The sequence below is a fragment of the Roseburia sp. 831b genome, assembly GCF_001940165.2.
Taxonomy (GTDB): Bacteria; Bacillota; Clostridia; order Lachnospirales; family Lachnospiraceae; genus Roseburia.
This window is the reverse complement of the sequence record NZ_CP135162.1, coordinates 1,663,237-1,685,000: the sequence shown is the minus strand read 5'-3', so window position 1 is coordinate 1,685,000 and position 21,764 is coordinate 1,663,237. Positions and strand designations below refer to the sequence as shown.

General features: G+C 41.7%; 14 protein-coding genes, 1 rRNA gene and 1 pseudogene (1 of these 16 running past the window's edge). 15 read left to right on the top strand and 1 reads right to left on the bottom strand.

The features are described from left to right. Window positions 1–1,904: ribosomal RNA gene (locus tag BIV16_RS07895) — 23S ribosomal RNA — on the top strand; it begins 984 nt to the left of the window's first position. A 394-nt stretch (window positions 1,905–2,298) separates the two neighbouring features. Continuing rightward, window positions 2,299–3,354 (top strand): acyltransferase family protein, encoded by a 1,056-nt coding sequence (locus BIV16_RS07890; RefSeq protein WP_075678939.1) that lies wholly within the window; start codon window positions 2,299–2,301, stop codon window positions 3,352–3,354. Between the two features lie 235 nt (window positions 3,355–3,589). On the opposite strand, the pseudogene BIV16_RS07885 reads toward BIV16_RS07890, so the two are convergent. Beyond that, window positions 3,590–4,967 (bottom strand): annotated as a pseudogene (locus BIV16_RS07885) (transposase). 168 nt (window positions 4,968–5,135) lie between these two features. On the opposite strand from BIV16_RS07885, the gene BIV16_RS07880 reads away from it, so the two are divergent. From BIV16_RS07880 to BIV16_RS07820, 13 genes are all read left to right on the top strand, one after another. Further along, a complete protein-coding gene (locus BIV16_RS07880; RefSeq protein WP_075678371.1) occupies window positions 5,136–5,525 on the top strand; it encodes a hypothetical protein in 390 nt (129 codons plus the stop codon). Between the two features lie 80 nt (window positions 5,526–5,605). Then, complete coding sequence (locus tag BIV16_RS07875) at window positions 5,606–6,217, top strand: hypothetical protein (protein WP_143524667.1); 612 nt, start codon at window positions 5,606–5,608, stop codon at window positions 6,215–6,217. Between the two features lie 138 nt (window positions 6,218–6,355). Then, window positions 6,356–6,505, top strand: coding sequence for a hypothetical protein (locus BIV16_RS07870; protein WP_159435891.1), 150 nt, complete (start codon window positions 6,356–6,358; stop codon window positions 6,503–6,505). 9 nt (window positions 6,506–6,514) lie between these two features. Beyond that, a complete protein-coding gene (locus BIV16_RS07865; protein WP_075678373.1) occupies window positions 6,515–7,060 on the top strand; it encodes a hypothetical protein in 546 nt (181 codons plus the stop codon). A 185-nt stretch (window positions 7,061–7,245) separates the two neighbouring features. After that, window positions 7,246–8,433, top strand: coding sequence for a 2-hydroxyacyl-CoA dehydratase family protein (locus tag BIV16_RS07860; protein WP_075678374.1), 1,188 nt, complete (start codon window positions 7,246–7,248; stop codon window positions 8,431–8,433). A gap of 2 nt (window positions 8,434–8,435) precedes the next feature. Next, entirely contained in the window at window positions 8,436–9,974 is a 1,539-nt protein-coding gene (locus BIV16_RS07855; protein WP_075678375.1) for a 2-hydroxyacyl-CoA dehydratase family protein, read from the top strand. Window positions 9,975–10,028: 54 nt separating this feature from the next. Further along, window positions 10,029–11,078 carry a 16S rRNA (cytosine(1402)-N(4))-methyltransferase RsmH gene (rsmH, locus tag BIV16_RS07850; RefSeq protein WP_075678941.1) on the top strand — a complete coding sequence of 350 codons (1,050 nt, stop codon included), beginning with the start codon at window positions 10,029–10,031 and terminating at the stop codon, window positions 11,076–11,078. 38 nt (window positions 11,079–11,116) lie between these two features. Next, window positions 11,117–12,577, top strand: a complete 1,461-nt coding sequence (locus tag BIV16_RS07845) for a Wadjet anti-phage system protein JetA family protein (protein ID WP_075678376.1) — start codon at window positions 11,117–11,119, stop codon at window positions 12,575–12,577. A 49-nt stretch (window positions 12,578–12,626) separates the two neighbouring features. Then, the gene (locus tag BIV16_RS07840) at window positions 12,627–13,250 is read left to right on the top strand and encodes a DUF4194 domain-containing protein (protein ID WP_075678377.1); all 624 of its coding nucleotides are present in this window, start codon (window positions 12,627–12,629) and stop codon (window positions 13,248–13,250) included. Then, window positions 13,237–16,596 carry an ATP-binding protein gene (locus BIV16_RS07835; RefSeq protein WP_075678378.1) on the top strand — a complete coding sequence of 1,120 codons (3,360 nt, stop codon included), beginning with the start codon at window positions 13,237–13,239 and terminating at the stop codon, window positions 16,594–16,596. The genes BIV16_RS07840 and BIV16_RS07835 overlap by 14 nt, the downstream gene beginning before the upstream one ends. A gap of 58 nt (window positions 16,597–16,654) precedes the next feature. After that, window positions 16,655–17,575 (top strand): M14 family metallopeptidase, encoded by a 921-nt coding sequence (locus BIV16_RS07830; protein ID WP_083624948.1) that lies wholly within the window; start codon window positions 16,655–16,657, stop codon window positions 17,573–17,575. Between the two features lies 1 nt (window position 17,576). Beyond that, window positions 17,577–19,622: a HelD family protein gene (locus tag BIV16_RS07825; RefSeq protein ID WP_075678379.1), complete on the top strand. Its 2,046-nt coding sequence runs from the start codon at window positions 17,577–17,579 to the stop codon at window positions 19,620–19,622. A gap of 138 nt (window positions 19,623–19,760) precedes the next feature. Further along, window positions 19,761–21,764, top strand: coding sequence for a methyl-accepting chemotaxis protein (locus tag BIV16_RS07820; protein WP_075678380.1), 2,004 nt, complete (start codon window positions 19,761–19,763; stop codon window positions 21,762–21,764).

Sequence of the window (21,764 nt, the reverse complement as noted above, 5' to 3'; positions counted from 1 at the left end):
ACGAGATAAGTTGGGTAGTCAAAAGGGAAAGAGCCCAGACCACCAGCTAAGGTCCCAAAGTGTGTGTTAAGTGGAAAAGGATGTGGGATTTCGAAGACAACTAGGATGTTGGCTCAGAAGCAGCCATTCATTCAAAGAGTGCGTAACAGCTCACTAGTCGAGAGGTCCTGCGCCGAAAATGTCCGGGGCTGAAACACAACACCGAAGCTGTGGAATGTAGTAATACATTGGTAGAGGAGCATTCTTAATACCGACGAAGCTGTACCGGAAGGAGCAGTGGAGGGATAAGAAGAGAGAATGCCGGAATGAGTAGCGAGAGGAAGGTGAGAATCCTTCCGGCCGAATATCTAAGGTTTCCAGAGTAAAGCTGATCTGCTCTGGGTAAGTCGGGGCCTAAGGCGAGGTCGAAAGACGTAGTCGATGGATAACAGGTTTAGATTCCTGTACTGCGTATCATCAGAAATGTGGGGACGCATGTGGAAAGCACGAGCCGGGAATGGAAAGACCGGTACAAGCGAGGGAGGTGTACGGCTGGCAAATCCGCCGTATAAGCCAAAAGCGTGAAGTGGAGCGAAATAAAAGTAGCGAAGCGTGTGAGCCATGTGCCGAGAAAAGCCGCTATTGTGTGATATGTACCCGTACCGCAAACCGACACAGGTAGATGAGGAGAGAATCCTAAGGCCGACGGAAGAAGTATTGTTAAGGAATTCGGCAAAATGTCCCCGTAACTTCGGGAGAAGGGGAGCCCACGAGAGTGGGCCGCAGAGAATAGGCTCAAGCAACTGTTTAGCAAAAACACAGGTCTATGCGAAACCGAAAGGTGATGTATATGGGCTGACGCCTGCCCGGTGCTGGAAGGTTAAGAGGAGAGGTTAGAGCAATCGAAGCTTTGAATTTAAGCCCCAGTAAACGGCGGCCGTAACTATAACGGTCCTAAGGTAGCGAAATTCCTTGTCGGGTAAGTTCCGACCCGCACGAAAGGCGTAATGATTTGAGCACTGTCTCGACAATACATCCGGTGAAATTGAAGTACCAGTGAAGATGCTGGTTACCCGCGCCAGGACGGAAAGACCCCATGGAGCTTTACTCCAGTTTGGTACTGGGATTCGGTACTGCATGTACAGGATAGGTGGGAGACTAAGAAACTTGAACGCCAGTTTGAGTGGAGTCGCTGTTGGGATACCACCCTTGCAGTATTGGGTTTCTAACCTGTCACCGTGATCCGGTGAAGGGACAATGCCAGGCGGGGAGTTTGACTGGGGCGGTCGCCTCCGAAAGGGTATCGGAGGCGCTCAAAGGTTCCCTCAGAATGGTCGGAAACCATTTTAAGAGTGCAAAGGCAGAAGGGAGCTTGACTGCGACACCGACGGGTGGAGCAGGTAGGAAACTAGGACTTAGTGATCCGGTGGCATAAAGTGGGATTGCCATCGCTCAACGGATAAAAGCTACCCTGGGGATAACAGGCTTATCACTCCCAAGAGTTCACATCGACGGAGTGGTTTGGCACCTCGATGTCGGCTCATCGCATCCTGGGGCTGTAGCAGGTCCCAAGGGTTGGGCTGTTCGCCCATTAAAGCGGTACGCGAGCTGGGTTCAGAACGTCGTGAGACAGTTCGGTCCCTATCCGGCGCGGGCGGAGGATATTTGAGAGGAGCTGTCCTTAGTACGAGAGGACCGGGATGGACGAACCACTGGTGTATCTGCTGTCGACCAACGGCATGGCAGAGTAGCCAAGTTCGGAAGGGATAAACGCTGAAGGCATCTAAGCGTGAAGCCCCCCTCAAGATGAGATATCCCTCCTTCGGGAGTAAGACCCCTTGAAGACTACAAGGTAGATAGGGCAGAGATGGAAGCATGGCAACATGTGCAGTTGACTGTCACTAATAGGTCGAGGGCTTGACCAAAAGCAGAGCGAATAGATTCGCTCAGAAAGATGGTTGGATGGATTAAGAAGCAGAGGAACAGGCTTGCCTGTGGAGCTGGTTCTTGATACAGACAGAATTTTGCGTAGCAAAATCATCGAAAATGCGAAGCATTTGAGATGACCATCTTATAATTAAAAAGCGTTTCTTAGAAAAATCTGTATGAAGTTTTGAATATACACGAACGAAAAAAGAGCTGTGAAAATCACAGCTCTTTTTTGCTTTATGGGAAAGTTTTCTTGCACATGCCACAAATTTTAACATCCACCAACGGTTTATGTCAAAAATACCAACGGTTTATGTCAAAAATAGTTGGTGGATGCTTTTATTTTCCTTTGTTATAATTGTAAAAAAAGATAGCAAAGGTGGGAAAAATATGAGAAAATATTATATAGATAATATTCGTTCATGGACAATTATTCTGGTGGTAATCTATCATGTGGTTTATATGTTTAATTCAGTAATAACAGACGGTGTGATAGGACTGATTACAAAGGCAAACGGTGTAGATGTGGTACAATATTTGCTGTATCCGTGGTTTATGGTTATTTTGTTTATCATAAGTGGTATGTGTTCGAAATACTACTTGGAAAAACACACGGAAAAGGAATATAGTAAGGCACGAACCAGAAAATTATTAGTGCCGTCTACCATTGGCTTGCTGGTTTTTGGATGGATACAGGGATACTTTAATATGGCAATCAGTCATGCATTTGATAATATGCAAACTAAAATACCGGGAGTTGCTTTGTACTTACTTATGTGCGTATCCGGAACCGGTGTACTTTGGACCATTCAGGTAATGTGGATTTTGTCCATGGTGTTATTATTAGTACGGAAAATTGAAAAGGGGCGTCTTTTGAAGATAGGCGAAAAAACTGGAATTATTCCATTGATTTTGCTTGGCATTTTAGTATGGGCATTTGCGCAAATATTAAATACTCCGGTAATTGTTGTATATCGTTTTGGTATTTATGGCATTTCATTTTTGTTGGGATACTATGTATTTTCCCATGAAGCTGTGACTGATATATTGAAAAAGTATTGTGTTCCGCTGCTCATTTTTGCCAGTGTATTAGGAATTATCTATGCCTGGATGGATTATGGAAAAAACTATACAGTGGCACCAAATGTCAATAATCCCCTTGCTGTTGCATATCGCTGGATGATGTGTTTAGCAATACTTGGATGTATGAAAAAATGGGAAAATCATAGTAGCAGTGTAAGTAAATTTTTATCAGAAAAAAGTTTTGGAATTTATGTATTCCATTATTTGACCTTGTCAAGCTGTGCATATTATTTAACGACCTATACAGAGATGCCGGGAGGCGTGATTTATGTGCTTACCGCTGTGGCTGCCTTTGCAGGAGCCCTTATACTGTATGAAATCATCTCACGCATACCGATATTACGATGGTGTGTATTAGGATAGGTAATTGCGAAACAAGTTCGCAATCTTGATTGAAAACAAGGATAGAATCCTGCAATGCAGGATTCTTGGAATGGAAGGTGGCAGTCATTCATTTAGGGCATGACAAAAAGGCTTCATAGTTAGTATGAAGCAGAAAAATTTATAAAATCTCAATTTTAAGCAATCAAAGGCTTAAGACTTCGGATGTATTGATGTTGATGAATTTTATCAGCAACGATTACTGTAACAAGTTGAGCTATGCCAGCCAAAAGTAAATCGGCATGAAGCGTTTTTTCGTTCTGGGTTTTACGATTAGCTACGCAAAAGCTGTCTTTAAAGTGGTTAATAGATTTTTCAACGTTTACACGGATTTTATATGTTTCTTCCCATTCGTCTGACCCCCGTTCCACTCCGGGATAGGCACGAAGATTCTTTTCGGGATAAACGTAAATCATTCTTCCACAGGAAGATGTTGTGCAGGGATTATCACAATGGCATACACGGCGTTTTGTTTTATCTGCTTTATTGTATTCCCATTTCATTTTCGGGCAGACAAATTTCATCGTGGGAATTTTGCTTTTTAAGTGTGATTTACTACCTTCTCTTTTCATAGGAAGCGAAGGATCATGAGGACAACAGGGAACACCATTTTCGTTGATGGTATAACCGTTATCTTCCATAGAAAGTTTAACGCGGAGAGGAATAAATGCTTTTTCAAATCCAATTTCACCGAAAAGAGATTTGTAGATTTCAATCGTGTCAAAAGCAGCATCACCAAGAAAAGTCTTAGGGGCGATAAGCGGATGCTTCTGAAAGAAATCAACCAGGACAGGAAGCAGGGCTTTTGAATCGGCAAGAGATTTATCCTCATCAGGAGAGTCAGATTTCTTTTCCACAACGATATCCGGATGAGCCTTTAGGAACTCTTTGTTATAGAAAGTGATATCACGGACAATACCAAGTCCGTTGGTTACAATGCCAAACTTATAGGCGTAACAGAAATGTCCATTAATGTACATCTGCTGGATTGCCTGATTGGAAGCAGCATGCGTAGGCATGGAACCATAAGCAGCCTTATAAGGATCATAGGAATCATCAAGGTTATGGGATTTCTTGAAAGCCTTTAACTGCTTGATAATACGGTTTGCGTATTTTGGATTATTTTCAGTCACCCAGGCTTCAATGCCAGAGGTATCGAAGATGGTCATAGCCGCCAGATGAGGATCAAGTTTTTGGCATATCGGTTCGGTCATATCAACCATGTGAACGAACATAGATTGTAAGTCCATCAGGAAATCCTGTTTAAAACGGGTAAATTTTGAGGCATCAGGAACAACATCAAAGCCACAGAAATCACGTAATTCCTGAGAGTATTTCAAGAAAACGATTAGGAGCATATCAGTCGGGATTGAGAATATACGCTGAATCAGAAAAGCTTTAAGCATTGGATAAAGCTGGTGCTTACGAGGTCTTCCGGTTGAAGCATGAAAATGAGTAACAAAAGAAACAGGAACAATTTCATCAAGGTTAATGGCTTCATCAAGAAGAGAAAGGAACTGGTATTTGTCGTTGTCGAATTTATTTTGGCAATCTTCAAAAACTTCTGCCAAAGAGAGCTGTTTATGTGTTATCATGTAGGTATATCTCCTTTAGGTGGATTGGTTGATAGTTTCTCACAACTCTATTTTACCATAAACCTTGAGGAGATATTTTATTTTAACAACAAAAAAAGCCGTATTTATGCGGCTTTTGGCGTTTCGCAAGCGCCTATATGCCCTTTCAATAAGGAAAAGGAGCGTGCCATGAATTACAATTCCGTAATAAAACCGGATGCAATGATAAGCCAGTGTAATGAAATGCTGCTGATGTTTGAACAGGATAATGACAGTATCCAGACGGTCTGGAATGCATTTCACAAGTTTATCGAGGATTCCGAAATAGAAAGCGAAGCATTCCATGCACTAAAACAGCGTGTGAGCGATTACCTTACCGTTTTACAATCCATGAAAATTGCAAATGAGATGGATATGGAGGACTGCAGGAACTTTTCAAGGCTGATGGAAGCCGTAGGCGGAAATATCATAGGAAGTGATGTTCTGGATGGAAAAGAGGCTGCAAAGCAGGATATGCTAGACCATGATGCATTAGCAGATAAGAATGCGTCATGGTCTAGCATACCAGCAAACCTTTAAAATGGTATTACGAATGTCAGAAAAAATATTATGAAATGCTTGCCGAAAATGATGAAGACATTTACAATGAGTGGAGGCGTATGGAAGAAACTTATGATGAAATAGATGCGGCATCAGCAAATTATTTCATCAGAGGCAATCAGGTTCGTACAATGGCAGAATCGGCATTGCAGGAACTGAAACAACTGTCCATTGATAACAGCAGCACACCGATGAGCAGTGTATGCAGAAATACCTTACAAGGTATCTGTACCATATATGAGGATACTTTTGACAAGGGAAACATATCAGAAAAGGAAAAATACCAGATTAAGAGCTGGATTGAGACAGATTATAAACTGTCGGACGAAGAGCTTGAAGTTGCAAAAGAATACATAGATAAGTATTTTAAAGAAAATAAACAGGCAAATCAACTTTTGAACAGTAAAACAGCGACAGCAGCGGCAACCATAAGAAATCAGATGTCCGTGGAAGAATTCAAGGAATACCAGATGATGGCAGCCTTGTATAATAAGACAAGCAAGTGGAATGGATTCTGGCTTGGCGCAACAGATGCAATTCCGTTTCTGACAGACGTGATAGACTGGAGTGACAGCATGGTCTGTGAGATGGAAGAAAAGCAGACTGTGAAACTAGTACAGCTGATAATATGTCTGCTACAGAAATCCCTGCAACATTTAAAATTGAATTAGGTGAAAACATTAATTATATAAATCCTGAAACTGGAACAAAAGTGTTATGGACAAATTCAAACGCAACCAAGCACATGGGGGGAGTATGTAAGCAGATTTGGAGAGGAAAGCTGGAGTATTGATACTCGCAGTCAGGCTATGCTAGAAAGTTATTCTTCGTCACTTAATAAAGCAATGGAAACCATAAGTGCCAAAGAACCAGGAAAGTATTTTGGAACGTATGGTAACTGGGAACTTGGTATTAACACTGAGACAGGGGTAGTATACCATGCAAGAATGATTAATTAAGGAGAGAAAATGAAGTTAAAAAAGCTGTATAGTGAAAAAAAATATGATAGAAAAATAGAAGGTATGGGAAAAGGGCTTGTTTTGTTTGAAATATCAGCTGTTGATAAAAGAGTAGGGCAAAATTATCATTTGTTTTATGAGAATAAACGTAAACCACCACTGGATATAGCTATTAATCCAGAGGATGGAACGATAGAATATATTAGTTATTTTATTCAGGATGAAATAATAAATAATACAAGTTCTATTCCTGTAATAGAAACGGAGGATACGGGAATTAGTATATATGATTCGGATTTTAATGAGGATAATCCGAACATTACGAAAGAAGGATATTTTAGGTTTTGGAAAGAAAAAAATACAATTTTAATATTGGAGGATGAAATAATAGAACATGAGTTAAATGCTTACAAAATTGATGACAGCAACGATTTGTTGTTTTCAGGAGAAAAATTTGTTGGGGTACAATTTAAAAATCTGAATCAGAAGGAAATACTAGAAATTCAGAACTCAAATTGCTTAGTAAAAATAGAAGAGGAATGTTTGAAAAAGTAAAAGGATGTTGTACAGGTGAGACGGCTCACAGGTACAACATCTTTTTTCGCGTGTAGCGAGAAACAATCCACCAAAGTTGTCTTACGCCTGGAATTATGGTAAAATAATAAAAGTGCTTTTATAATAAAACGAACATATGTTTGTAACAACAAAAGATAGAAACCAGGGGAGCATAGCAAAAGCGGATGAAGGATTTAAAACATATTTATTATTTTGAAAAACAATTGGAAGAGGTAAAAAATGATTTGGTGACAAAGGCGCTTGGTGAGGGCAGAATTGCCATCGGAAGTGTCTGCGCCCAGATACCGGAGCCACTTTTAAATTTGCCGGGATGTTTTTCTGTAAGATTAAGGGCACCGCGTACCGGTTCGATTGACATTGGAACTTATTATATGAGCAGTTTGCTCTGCGAGGGCTGCCGTGCCATCTTAGAAAGAGGAATTGAAGGCGGTTATCGTTTCCTGGACTGTATCATGGCACCGGATGCCTGTGCCCAGATGAACCGTTGTGTGGAAAATATGGAACAGCAGAAGGTATGTGACAAAGAAAAATTTTTTATCTCTTATGCAGATGTCCCGATGAAATCCGATGAGACTGCGTTAAAACACTATGTGAAGCAGATGAGAATCCGTGTGTTAGAGCCTTTAAGAAAAGTATATGGAATTGATGTTTCGGATGCTGCACTGCGAAAAGCAGTAGAAGAGCAAAATGAGATAAGCAGGCTGCTGTTGCAAATCAGTGAGTACCGTAAGATGGAGCATCCAACAATCACAGGATATGAATTTGCTGTGTTGTGTCTTGCAAGTTATTGCTGTCCGAAGGATGCAATCAAAGAAAAGCTAAAAGAGACGTTAGAAGAATTAAAGACAAGAGAGCCGGATGCGAAGAATCCATATCGTGTGCGGGTGGTATTAGTCGGTTCTGAGATAGATGACCCAGGTTTGATTCAATTGATTGAGGAATCAGGGGCAATGGTGGTGGCGGACCGTCATTGTTTTGGGGCATTTCCGGGCAGACTTGAGATTCCATTAAATGATGAGGAAGATGTGTTGACACAGATTTGCCGTTATTATCTTAAGGTGGGTCAATGTCCTCGTTTTATGAATACCGATAAGATTGTAGAGAGAAAACAGTATGTCAACGATTTAGCCAAAGAATATCATGCGGACGGAATCATTTATCAGCAGATTAAATTCTGTGATTACTGGGGATACGAGAGAGCCCTGGCAAGTCATGTATTGCGGGAAGATTATGGATATCCGGTTCTTTCTGTGGATCGTCCTTACGTTGTAGGAAGTTCCGGACAGCTTCGAACAAGAGTTCAGGCATTTGTGGAAAGCGTTGAGATTAAAAAGATACAAAAGGGAGAATAACGGTGGGAAAACAGATTGGCAGTGAACAATTAGGAAGTTTTTATGTTGGAAAAAAGGCCAGAAAGCGCAGGGAATGGCGTGGTTTTAAGGATACCTGGTATGATTATATCGAATGGCTGAAAACCTGGAAAATGTTGATTTCTTTTTCCATGAAACCAAATAATATCAAGGGATTTTTCCGTTATCGCTGGATGTCAAATTATCTTGCAGTACCAGATTTTTTTGACCGTCATACCGAAGGGATGCGTGGGACGCAGCTTCGTCTGGCACATACCGGACTTGGATTGATTGTAAAGGATATGTGCGGCATGTTAGAGGACATTTTCCGTGCGGACCCGGCGATTGGAAACGATACCAAATTTAATGAGAAAATCGTTCTTTTTGATGAAAATATGATGAGTGAAATCATGAATGGATTCCCAAATTTAAAATGGCTTTCCGTGGAGGTGCCGGCGGTGTATACCAGTTCCATGATGTCACAGCAGGGTGTCACACATTACGTTGACATTGCGCAGGAATTTGGAATCCCATCGGATGTCTGCCCGATGCCGGCGGCGGAGTTAGGGGTAGCGATTGATGACGATTTCCCTTTGATTGGAAAATGTGCGATTCAGTGTAATACAACGTGTGACGGAAGTCTGATGGGAAATGGTCTTGAGGCACGCAGATTTAAAATTCCTACCTTCCAGCTTGCGGTACCAATCCGCCACAGACAGGAAAGTGTGCAGGAATACGCTGCGGATGAGATTCGAAATGCAATTGCGTTTATCGAGGAGCAGACCGGAGAAAAATTTGACTGGGACGCATTCTTTTCCACGATGAAGGTGTTCAATGAAGAGACCAAACAGATGCTGGAGTGGTTTGATTTATCAAGAACACAGTATCCACAGGTGGTTGGAGACAACCTTGCGTTGTATCGTTACGGTGTATACCAGGCGGCGGGAGGTCGTAATGCTGTTTTTTTAAAGACGGATCAAAAGATGACACAGCTTGCGGTGAAAGCCTACCAGAAAAAAGAACTTTGCTGTAAAGAGATTCGCCATCGTGCGATTTCCTGGGGTGTTCAGGCTGCCTATTATACGGCTTTTCCAATCTGGTTACAAAACTGTTGGGGAATTGTGACACTGGTTGATATGTTAAGCCTTGTGTCGACACAGAATGTCAATACCGAAGACAAAGACCAGGCAATCTTAGACCTTGCCTATCTATATGAAAATATGATTATGCGAAACCGTTCCAACGGTGGATATGAGACCGGTGTGGAAGCGTTGTGGCGATATTGTGAGACCTTTGGTGTGGATATGGTTATCATGTATACACACATGGGATGTAAGGCAATGTCTGGTTATCATGGCATTTTTGAGGAGGAAGCGAGAGCGCACGGTGTGAAGCTTGTCTGGGTAACGCACTCTTTGATGAAACCAAATGACGCTTCCAGACGGGATATGCGAACAGAGGTCAACCGCTATATGCGAACGGTATTAAGAGAAGAACCGCTAGACCCAACTTTAGAAGAATTTGATGACGCGAATGCATGGTAGAGCAAAAAGATAAAAAGAGAGGATGTGCAAAAAATGGCAGATGAGACAAACAACATGGAAAATCAAACTGGTGTTCACAAACGCCGTGTCAGATACAAGGGAACACACCCTAGATCTTATAAAGAAAAGTATAAGGAATTGAACCCGGAAAAGTATGCAGATACGATTGATAAAGTAATTCGAAAGGGAAGTACGCCGGCCGGAATGCATATTTCCATTATGGTAAAAGAAATCCTTGATTTTTTACGGATAAAGCCAGGTCAGAAAGGCTTAGATGCAACACTTGGATACGGTGGACATTCCAGGGAAATGTTAAAATGTCTAAACGGCGAAGGACATTTATACTCTTTAGATATTGATCCGATTGAGATTGTAAAGACAAAGAAAAGATTGCAGGATGCAGGCTTTGGTGAGGATATTCTGACTGTTATCCAGAAAAATTTTGCCTATATCGACGAGGTTGCAGCCGAATATGGACCATTTGATTTTCTGATGGCAGATTTAGGAGTATCCTCCATGCAGATTGATAACCCGGATCGGGGCTTTTCCTATAAATTTGATGGACCGCTTGACCTACGTTTAAATCCAGAAAGTGGACAGTCTGCCGCAGAGCGCCTGCGCAGTGTGACACCGGATGAGTTAGAGGGGATGTTAATCGAGAACTCGGACGAGCCTTATGCAGCCGAAATTACGAAGGAAGTATTCAAGGAATTTCGAAAAGGAAACAAGATTGAGACAACGAAACGCCTTGCAGAGGTAATCGAGCAGGCACTTGTTGTAGTGCCGGAAAAAGAACGGAAAGAAGCAGTCAAAAAATCCTGCCAGAGAACCTTTCAGGCACTTCGTATTGATGTAAACAGCGAGTTTGAGGTGTTAGAGGCATTCCTAGAAAAGCTTCCCGATGTCATGGCACCGGGCGGAAGAATTGCGATTTTAACCTTCCATTCAGGTGAAGACCGCCTTGTAAAGAAGTCTTTTAAACGTTTGCAAAAAGCAGGCGTTTACAGTGAAGTAGCTACGGATGTAGTCAGACCATCTGCAGAGGAATGTGCGAAGAATGGGCGTGCCCGTTCCACGAAGATGCGTTGGGCGATTAAGGCATAACTTTTGCACGGATAAGATAAAGTGAGGAAGAAGACAATTTGAAGTTTATATATGAGATACCGCCCTCTTTTTGGGGGCTGTTTCGTTCTGTAAACAGAGATATTTATATGGAAGCTCTGTTGGCAATCAACGAAGAATACCAATACAACAATTATTTTTTGAGCAAAGAGGCCTGCATACAGGTGTTAAGTGAAATGTGTGCAGCCAGAAGATTTCAGTTTGAGACAGAAGAAATCGAATCGGAGGAAGAAAGCAGGGAAGCACTGCCACGCCGTATTTTAAACTGGCTGTTAAAGACGAAGTGGCTTCGTAAAATAGATGATTATGCAACGATGGCAACCAACATTGTCATTCCAGACTATGCGGCTATTTTTATTGATGCATTCGAACAATTAGTGCGGGAACCGTTAGAAGATACCGAACTTTACATTCAGAATGTCTATGCAACGTTATTTTCGTTTCAGCATGATTCCAGAATGAACATTGCGATGCTAAAAACGGCATTGATTAATACGAAAAAGTTGAACAAATCATTGCAGGATATGCTTCATAATATGGATAAATTTTTTGAACGACTGTTAGAAAAACAATCCTATGACGCGATTTTAAAGGAACATTTAGAAGGATATGTCGAGGAAGTAGTAAAGCGAAAATACCATATCTTAAAGACAAGCGATAACTTTTACATCTATAAGATGGACATCAAGCGATGCCTAAAAGAGATGAGAGAGAACGAGGAATGGGTGGAGAAAATCCGGACCAAGCAGCGCTTAGAGCGTCAGTTAAAAGAAAAAGATTTTTCAAATGGGAATACGAAGGAGAAGGATTCAACTACAAATAGTAATGTACAGCCTTATTTTTCTATGCGAAACCAGCAGGAGGAAGACGTCCTGGATTTGATTGACCAGATTGAGCGTGGATTTGATGATATTGAGCACCGGATTGCGAATATGGATAAAGAACACAGTAAGTATATCCGTGCGACAGTCAGCCGTTTGAATTATCTTTTGAGTGATGAGACCAAACGTCATGGACTCTTGATTCAGATTTTAAATGAGTTAGGCGAGGAAACAGACGAGAAACAGGAAAAATTGGAGCTTGTCGCAAAGAAAATGCGCCTTTCTAACGTGGAACTTTTAAGTGAAAATCCACTCTTTAAGAGAAGACGAAAGAAAAAGTTTGAGGATGATTTAAGCGAAGAACCACAGGAAAATGAGCTTTCCCGTGATGATGTGCTTCGTATGAATCAAATCAAGCACCGCTATACCAAACGGCAGATTGAAGAATTCATTGAAGAGAATATGACAGGTGACGTGCTAGAGGCAGAACAGATGCAGTTAGCAGACGATGAAGCTTTTGAAAAACTGATTTTAGCATACGATATCAGTATGAGAAAAAACAGCACTTACGAGGTCATGGTGGAGGAACGCCAGGTTGAAAATGGATGTTACAGTTATCCTGCCATGGTATTTAAAAAGAGAATCACATCGGAAGAATAAGAAAAGGTAGTATGGAAAGTCCGTTTTTCCATACAAGAATGGAGTTAAGATGTTTGAATATTATAAAGAGTTAGCCACGACTGACCAGGAAAAGTTAAAGGATGTGATTACACAGCTTTTGGCGCAGTCGTTTATTTTAGAGCGAAAATATGACAGGAAGAAAGGACGTATGGTCTTAAACAAGGATTTTTATTTTTGTGAGAATCATATGGAATTTCTGACACAGTATTTTGAGGTTGCGGGTATCCGTCTGCAGAAAAATACGGAACTTGGAAGTATTTACATTCAAGGAAATGCAACGCTTGGAGAGAAACTTCCAAAACTTTCCACCATTTATCTGCTTTTGTTAAAGCTGTTATATGATGAAAAGATGGCATCCGTCTCCTCGAGTGTCAACGTGGTGGTAACGTTTGCAGAATTGAATACAAAAGTCGGAGAGTTTCGCCTGGTAAAGGGGTTGTCCTCCCTTTCAGAAGTGAAAAGAGCATTTGGTATTTTGAAAAAATATCAGATGGTAGAAGTATTAGATTCCTTAGATGAATTAAGCGAACAGACCAGAATTTTGGTTTACCCATGTATCAATCTGGTGTTATTGCAGGAAGATATGGTGGGATTGCTGCAAAGCTTTTCCCAGGAGGAAGAGGAAGGAGAATTAACAGATGGAGAACAGTAATCAGGCATATAAGGCAATCAATCGGATTTGTCTGAACAACTGGCATTATATCAATCATAAAGTATTGAGTCTGAATGAAAGCATCAACTTTTTTACCGGACATTCCGGCAGTGGTAAGTCTACTGTAATCGATGCGATTCAGATTGTGCTATACGCAAATACAGATGGTAGAAGCTTTTTTAATAAGGCGGCAGCAGATGACTCAGACCGAAGTCTGATTGAGTATCTGCGAGGTATGGTCAATATCGGAGAAAACAACCAGGCAGAGTACAAACGAAACCAGAATTTTTCAACTACAATCGTACTTGAATTAGAGCAGACAATAACCAAGGAAAGGGAATGTGTCGGCGTTGTTTTTGACGTTGAGACCGCAACAAACGAGGTAAACAGACTCTTTTTCTGGCACAAGGGCGGACTTTTTGAAAATCATTACCGGGTTGGCAACCGTGCCATCACGATGAACGAACTGCGTGAGACGCTGCAGAAAAATTATGCGAAGGAAGATCAGTTTTATACCTCAAATAACGAGCGCTTCCGCCGCAACCTGTATGATGTCTATCTGGGTGGACTGGATATGGAAAAATTCCCACGCCTTTTCAAGCGTGCGATTCCATTCCGTATGAATATCCGTCTCGAAGACTTTGTAAAAGAATATATCTGTATGGAGCAGGACATCCAGATTGAGGACATGCAAGAGAGCGTGGTACTCTATGGAAGAATGTGTAAAAAAATTGAGGCAACCATGCAGGAAGTAGAAGAATTAGAGCAGATTCAGAGTCAGTTCGACAGATTCCATTTAGAGAAAGAACGGTTAGACAACGCAAATTACAGACTGCAAAAACTTGCCATTTTAAAACAAAAACAGCAGGTAGATACGATGCAGGAGCGTATCGAAAACTGGAAGGAAGACGTCAAGCTTCAACAGGAGTATTTAGAAAAAGCCCTTGCCCTAAACGAAGAGTATGACAGGGAGTACCAGGAAATCAACCAGCAGCTTGCAGGAAGCGGTTATTCCCGCTTAGAAGAGCAGTTAAAAAATATCGAGGAGAACCTTAGATTATTGGAGCGTAGCGAGATTCGCTGGCAGAATTTATCCAACCGTCTGAGTGACTGGGAGGATGTCGACATTATTTCCAACCAGATTTTATGGGATATCGAGAAGTTCCAGGAAGGAACGATTGTCGGGGAAGAGGTTGAGCGCCTGCGGAACGAACTTTTGGAGGTCAAAAAAGAAGTCGAAAAAGACCACCAGGAGAAGGCTTCTGAGATTCGTTCTCTCCGCAAAAAAGCAGATTTCATTGAAAAAGATTTGGCAGAACTGAAAATGGGTAAAAAAGCGTATCCAAGGGAGTTAGAGCTTGCCAGAAGTGAGATTGAGCGTAAATTATTTGAGACCTGTGGAAAAAGAATTCCGGTTCGCATTTTAGCGGACATGCTGGATATCAAGGATGAAAAGTGGAGAAATGCGATTGAAGGATACCTTGCATGGAACAAGTTAGCATTGATGGTAGAGCCAAAGTATGTCAAGGAAGCGATGGAGATTTACGAAGGGCTTGATCCAAAGAAATACTGGCATGTTTCCCTGGTGGATACCGAGCGTGTGTCAAAGCAGGAGATAAAAGTCCGCAAACATGCACTTGCCGAGGAAATCAAGGCGGACGAAGAATACGTGAAAAAGTTTGTCGACTTTTTACTTGGAAACGTCATCAAATGCGAATCCATCGAAGAACTTCGCCAGTGCAGAATTGGTGTGACAGCGGATGGTATGCTTTATCAGAATTTCCAGTTGAAACGTTTAAATCCAGAAAACTATACCAAACGTGCATTTATCGGTGAAAAGAGTAAAAAACAGCGTCAAAAAGAACTACAAATGCAGTTGGATGAGCTGGAAAGCCAGATTGCAGAGTACGGGGAAGCAGACGAAGAAGCCAGAAAAATTTTAGGCTTAGAGTTCTTAGAGGATTCCGTCAGTGCTTACCAGGATATGTTTGCTGATGTGGTAAATAAGGCGGATAAAGAAAAAGAGAAGAAGAAAATTGAAAAGAACATGCAGGAAATCGGGGAAGGAACCGTGGAAGTTTTAAAAGAACAGCTTGCAGAAGTTCGGGAAAAACAAAAATCATTAGAAGCGAAAATGGATGATTTGAAATTCCAGATTCGAAGGAAGAGCGATGATATTGAAAAAGAAAGCAGAGGCAACATCGATCGAAATGAGACGTTGTTACAAATGCAGCGTGACTTAAAAGGCTCTTTGAAGAATGAGGAAGAGTTTGAAGCATACATGGCAGAGCGCACGAATCCAAATTACGAAGAACTCATGAACCAGACAACAAAAGATATTGAAAAAGGCAGAGAGAAAGCGGACAAAGAAAGAGGAAGCCTGATTGATATCCGAATGGAATACTTACAGAAGCATCCAAACCGTGATTTTTCCGCAAGCGAGGAAGAAAATGCAGATTATCATGCATTGTTAGACGAATTAAAATGCGATGATCTGACGCAGTATCGGGAGAAGGCAAGTGAGCAGGCAAAAGCAGCCGTTGAACATTTTAAAGAGGATTTTGTCTTTAAAATCAGAAGTGCCATTCAGGAAGCTTATGTGCGCCGGGATGAGTTAAACCGTATTATCCGAAACCTGAATTTCGGTAAGGATCGTTATCAGTTTAAAATTACAAGAAACAAAGGTGCAGACGGCGAATATTATGATATGTTCATGGATAAGGAACTTGAGGTTGACCCGAACAGTCTGGTAAAATCCATGGATCAACAGATGGATTTGTTCTCGATGAACCATGAGAATAAATATGGGGAGCTGATGGCAGAATTACTCCAGATGTTCATCATTCCAGAGAATGCGACACCGGCGGAACAGGAGCTTGCCAAACAGAACATGGAAAAATACGCCGATTACAGAACCTATCTTTCGTTTGAGATGGAACAGATTGTAGAGGGCGAAGAACGCCTTGTCATCGGACTTAGCAAGATGATTAAGAAAAACTCAGGTGGTGAGGGACAAAACCCGCTTTACATTGCGCTTCTTGCAAGTTTTGCACAGGCATATCATATTAACCTGTCCTCAAAATTATCGAGAAGACCAACGATTCGTCTGGTTGTGCTTGACGAGGCATTTTCCAAGATGGATGCAGAGAAGGTTGCAAGCTGTATCCAGCTGATTCGTGGACTCGGATTCCAGGCAATCATCAGTGCAACGAACGATAAGATTCAAAACTATATTGAAAATGTAGATAAGACGTTCGTGTATGCAAATCCGGATAAGAAGAGCATCTCAATCCAGGAATTTGAGAAAAAAGATTTCTCGCTGCTTGTGAAGGAGGAAGAGGAATAGACTGAACCGCCATACCACATTTTGCATATAATTAGGTAAAAATGTGGAAGAGAAGAATATGGCAAATATTGTACCTACAAATGTAGTTTATTCATCAGCCCTCACCGAACAGGTAATTTCAAAGTTAGCAGAGGCTTACCCGTTTCTTGTGCAAAGTGTGATAGGCGAAAGTGTGATGGGGCGTCCCATTTTTTGCATTCAGATTGGAACAGGGGAAAAGGAGGTGTTTTACAACGCCTCTTTTCATGCAAACGAATGGATTACAACGCCTGTTTTGTTAAAATTCCTAGAAGAATACGCGAGCGCTTATGCAGGTGGGGAGAGCCTTTATGGCGTGCGGGCAGACTGGCTGTTTGAACATTACAAACTCTATCTGGTGCCCCTTGTGAATCCGGATGGGGTTGATTTGGTAAATGGAGAGATAGAGGATGCATTTTACTTAAATCAGGCAAGAAGGATTGCCGCGGATTATCCCCAGATTCCATTCCCGGATGGATGGAAGGCAAATATCGATGGAATCGATTTGAATCTCCAGTTCCCGGCAGGCTGGGAGGAGGCAAGGAGAATCAAGTCTGCACAAGGCTACACTTCGCCGGCTCCGAGAGATTTTGTTGGCGATGCACCGCTTGTGGCACCGGAAAGCAGGGCGGTTTACGAGTTCACCAAAGAACATGATTTTTTACTCATTTTGGCATATCACACGCAAGGGCGTGTCATTTACTGGAAATATCTGGACTACAACCCTGCGGGTGCAGCAGAGATTGCACAGTATTTTCACTGGGTAAGTGGATATACTGTGGAGGAGACACCGTTTGCGTCCGGGCATGCGGGATATAAGGACTGGTTTATCATGGAGTATAACAGGCCGGGATTTACAATAGAAGCAGGAGAAGGGATAAATCCGCTTCCTATCGGGCAGTTTGATACGATTTATGAGGAAAACAAACGGATTTTATTAGGAGGAATGACAGAGATTTAAGATGACAGAAGAAAAGTATTTAGAACTTGTGATTGAAAAATTAAAGACAAAGATTGCCCAGATTGATGATAAAATGCAGGGAAATGAGAAAGACATTGAAAGCATGCATGATTATTTCTGGGAAAACTATACCGAATTTGACGAATACGGTTATGAGATGTACGACAACAGCATGGCACTCAAGAGCCGGATTACGGAGCAGGGAGAGTATGTCAAGCAGCGTTACCGTTTTGAAAAAATGTTGTACGCCCCTTATTTTGGAAGGGTAGATTTTTGCTACGACGGTGAGGACGAGGCGGAAACCTATTACATCGGGATTGCGAATCTTGCCGAGGGAAGGGCAGCAGACCCTTTGGTCTATGACTGGAGAACGCCGGTTGCAAGTTTATTTTACGATTACGATAAGGGTCCGGCAAAATTTCAGGCACCAGCCGGCATTTTAACCGGAGAAGTCACAAAGAAAAAGCAGTATAAAATCAAAAACGGAACACTCATTTATGCGTTAGAAAATGAGATGAATATCGATGATGAAATTTTGCAGCAGGCGTTGTCTGAACATGCCGATGCAAGGTTAAAAAGCATTGTGACGACCATCCAAAAAGAGCAAAACAGCATTATCCGTGATGTTTCCCATCGGATTTTAGCGGTGCAGGGCTGTGCGGGAAGTGGAAAGACATCGGTTGCATTGCACCGGATTGCTTACCTGCTTTACCATAACCGTGACAAGTTAAATGCAGCGCAGGTACTCATTCTGTCTCCAAACAGTATTTTTGCAGATTATATCTCAAGAATTTTGCCAGAGTTAGGCGAGGAAAACATCTGTGAGATGACGTTTGATGATTTTGCTTACCGGGAGCTTCGGGCGTATGGGGAAGCGGAGGACCGCTATGATGAGCTGGAGAAGAAACTGCATGAAAAAGAGCCGCTCGAATATTTCATTTCCCATTCCCTGGTTCGACCGACAAAGGAGGCAGCTTATAAGCAGACCAGGGGATATGTGGAAGAATTAAATGAGTTTGTCTTAAATCTTGAGTGGGAGATTGTAAATTTCCGTGATTTTAAGTATAAGAAGATGTTTTTTGCAGAGGCAGATATTTCGAAAATGTTTTATGAAAAATTCTGTGATGCGCCTATTTTTGCGCGTATGCATAAGATTGGGGAATATCTGATTGATGCGGAGGAAACGCTTCGCGGCAAAAATATGGAGGATGACGAGAAGCAGATTATTTATGATAAATTAGACAGGATGTATGATACGACTAATCTTTTTGTGTTATATAACCGTTTCCTGAAAAAATCCGGCAGAAAAGAATTAAAGCGGCCGCAGGGCATGATTCGCTATGAGGATGTCTATCCATTGTTATATTTAAAATATATGACGGTTGCGCCGGCAGAGCGAAGACCGGTGAAACATCTTTTAATTGATGAGATGCAGGATTATTCTTATCTGCAGTATCTGATTCTGGAAAAAATGTTTGACTGCCCGATGACCATTTTAGGGGATAAGATGCAGACGATGGCAGAAAAACAGCAGGATGTGCTAACCTTTTTGCCACACATTTTTGGAAAAGATATCTACCCTGTGGAATTAAATAAAAGCTACCGTTCTACCTCGGAAATAACGACATTTGCCAATGGATTGATTGAAAAAGAGACCGAATCCTGTGTGGAGCGTCATGGGGAGCTGCCACAGACCATATCGGTTGGTTCAAGGGAAGAAATGTATAAAAGTATGGCAAATAAAATCAAGCAGCTTAGCGAGTTTGATACGATTGCGGTACTGACACTGGATGCAGATTCAGCAAATAAGACCGCAAAGGAATTGAGAACAATGTTTCAAGAGGAGGAGATTCATCTTTTGACCAAGGACAGTATGCATTTTTCTACGGGAATCTCTGTCATGCCATTTTATTTAGCAAAAGGGCTGGAATTCGATGCGGTACTCGTACCGGATTTGCAAAATTATAAGACACCATTGGAGCAACAGGCACTCTATATCGATGCGACAAGAGCACTTCATGTATTAAAGTTGTTTAAAATTGCGTAATGCAATCAATATTTTCACACAATAAGAAGTAAAATGTACTATAAACACGAAAAATCACAAAAAAAAGCAAAATGCTTGTACAAAACATACAAAAGTACTATAATAAATATATAGTATGAACTGGGGAGGAAGAAGAAAATGAATCAGGAAAAACAAAAGAAAATGGTTCCAATTATGACGAAGCTTTTGGGAACGATTCTTCCGGTTGTAATCGTGATTGTATTGCTGCTGGTTGGGGTGTCTTATTTTATATCAAAAAGTATTATAACCGGATATTCCAAAAGTCTTTTGAATTCATCTATTGAAAATCAGTCAAATGAGATTGAGTCCTGGCTGAATGAGAATTTAGCCGCATTTCAAAGTGTGAAACAGACCATAGAAGGAACAGTTTCAGATGAAGAAAGTCTTCAGGCTGTCTTAGACCAATACTATGGTTACAATGACAACTATCCGGAAGGATTGTACGTCGCAGAGGAGAATGGCAAGCTGCTTGTGGCGGATGGCTCAGAGAAAAAGGAGAGTAATCCGACGGAGTCCGTATGGTATCAGGATGGATTAACCAGATTGAACATGGGATTCACAGATGCCTATACCAATGAGAATGGTGAGGCAGTGATTAGTGCATCCGGTATTTTAAACGATAATTCAGGGGTTATGAAGGTAATATCAGCGGATTTGTCCCTGCAGCGAATCAGTATTATTGTAAATAGTTTTGTAGAAATGGATGACGCACAGGCATTTTTGATTAATTCATCAGATGGTACGATTTTAGCACACCGTGATAACAGCCTGATTTCAACAAAGTTAAGTGATTCAGACAGCTCCCTGATGAAGGAAATCGATGAAAAGAGACAGCAGGGTGACTACGATATGGAAGAGATTAATGGAAACCTGACGGCTTTTAAAGAAATATCGGGAACGGACTGGTTATTGGTGTCCTATATTCCAACGTCCATTATTTATGCAGATATTAACACGGTTAGAACGGTCATGATTGTCATAGCAGCTATTTCGGTGCTGATATTAGCCGTTTTGATCAGCCGGGTTATTCATGTGACCATCAAGCCGGTAAAAGAACTTACCAATATTATTACATCGATGACAGAAGGTGATTTTACGGTAAGTGTTGCAACCAAGAGCAATGATGAAATCGGTGTGATGAGTGCAGGAGTAGAGAAGTTTATTGAATCCATGCGCAATATGATTGCTTCGATTCATGGCGTGTCCGGCAAATTACACGCACAGGCAGATAGCAGTAATCAGGTTTCCCGGGAGATGTACAATGCCTCGAAAACACAAAGCCAGTCGATGCAGGAGTTAAATAATACCGTGGAGCAGTTATCCCTTTCGGTCAATGAGATTGCGGAAAATGCAACAACACTGGCGATGGTTGTCGCAGATACAAGAGAAGATGGCGAACAGGTCGATGGTAAGATGAAAGAGACCGTGGAGGCATCCCGCAAAGGAAAAACGGATATGCAGAATGTTGGAAATGCAATGCAAAGCATTAATGAATCCGTTTTGAAACTGCAGCAGGCGATTGATAAAGTCGGAAAGGCATCCGAGGAAATTACCAACATCACAGGAGTTATCAGCGGAATTGCAGAGGAGACAAATCTGTTATCTTTAAATGCATCCATTGAGGCTGCAAGAGCAGGTGAGGCAGGAAAAGGATTTGCTGTTGTGGCGACCGAAATCGGTCAGCTGGCACAAAATAGTGCAAACTCTGTACATAGCATAGAAAATCTGATTTCTGAAATCAATGAGCTGGTAAAAGATGCAGTCAGACAGGCAGATGATAGCGTCAGCAACATCAACAGCAGCAGTGAGCTTGTAGGAGACGCATTAAAGACGTTTGATTTGATTTTTGATAATATTGATGTAGTAAGCAATCTTGTGAAGCAGATGATTGAAAAAGTGGAGAAAGTAGATGGTGTGGCAAGCAGTGTGGCTGCGATTTCAGAGGAGCAGGCAGCAAGTTCAGAAGAAATTTTAGCAACATCAGATACGATGGTAGAGCAGGCTAATTCCATCACTGACAACAGCCAGGCAGTCGCACACGATGCAGAGGAATTAACAGAGTCTGCAAAAGAACTGGCAAAACAGGTTGAGATGTTCCAGATAGAGAAAGGAGAGCGCTAG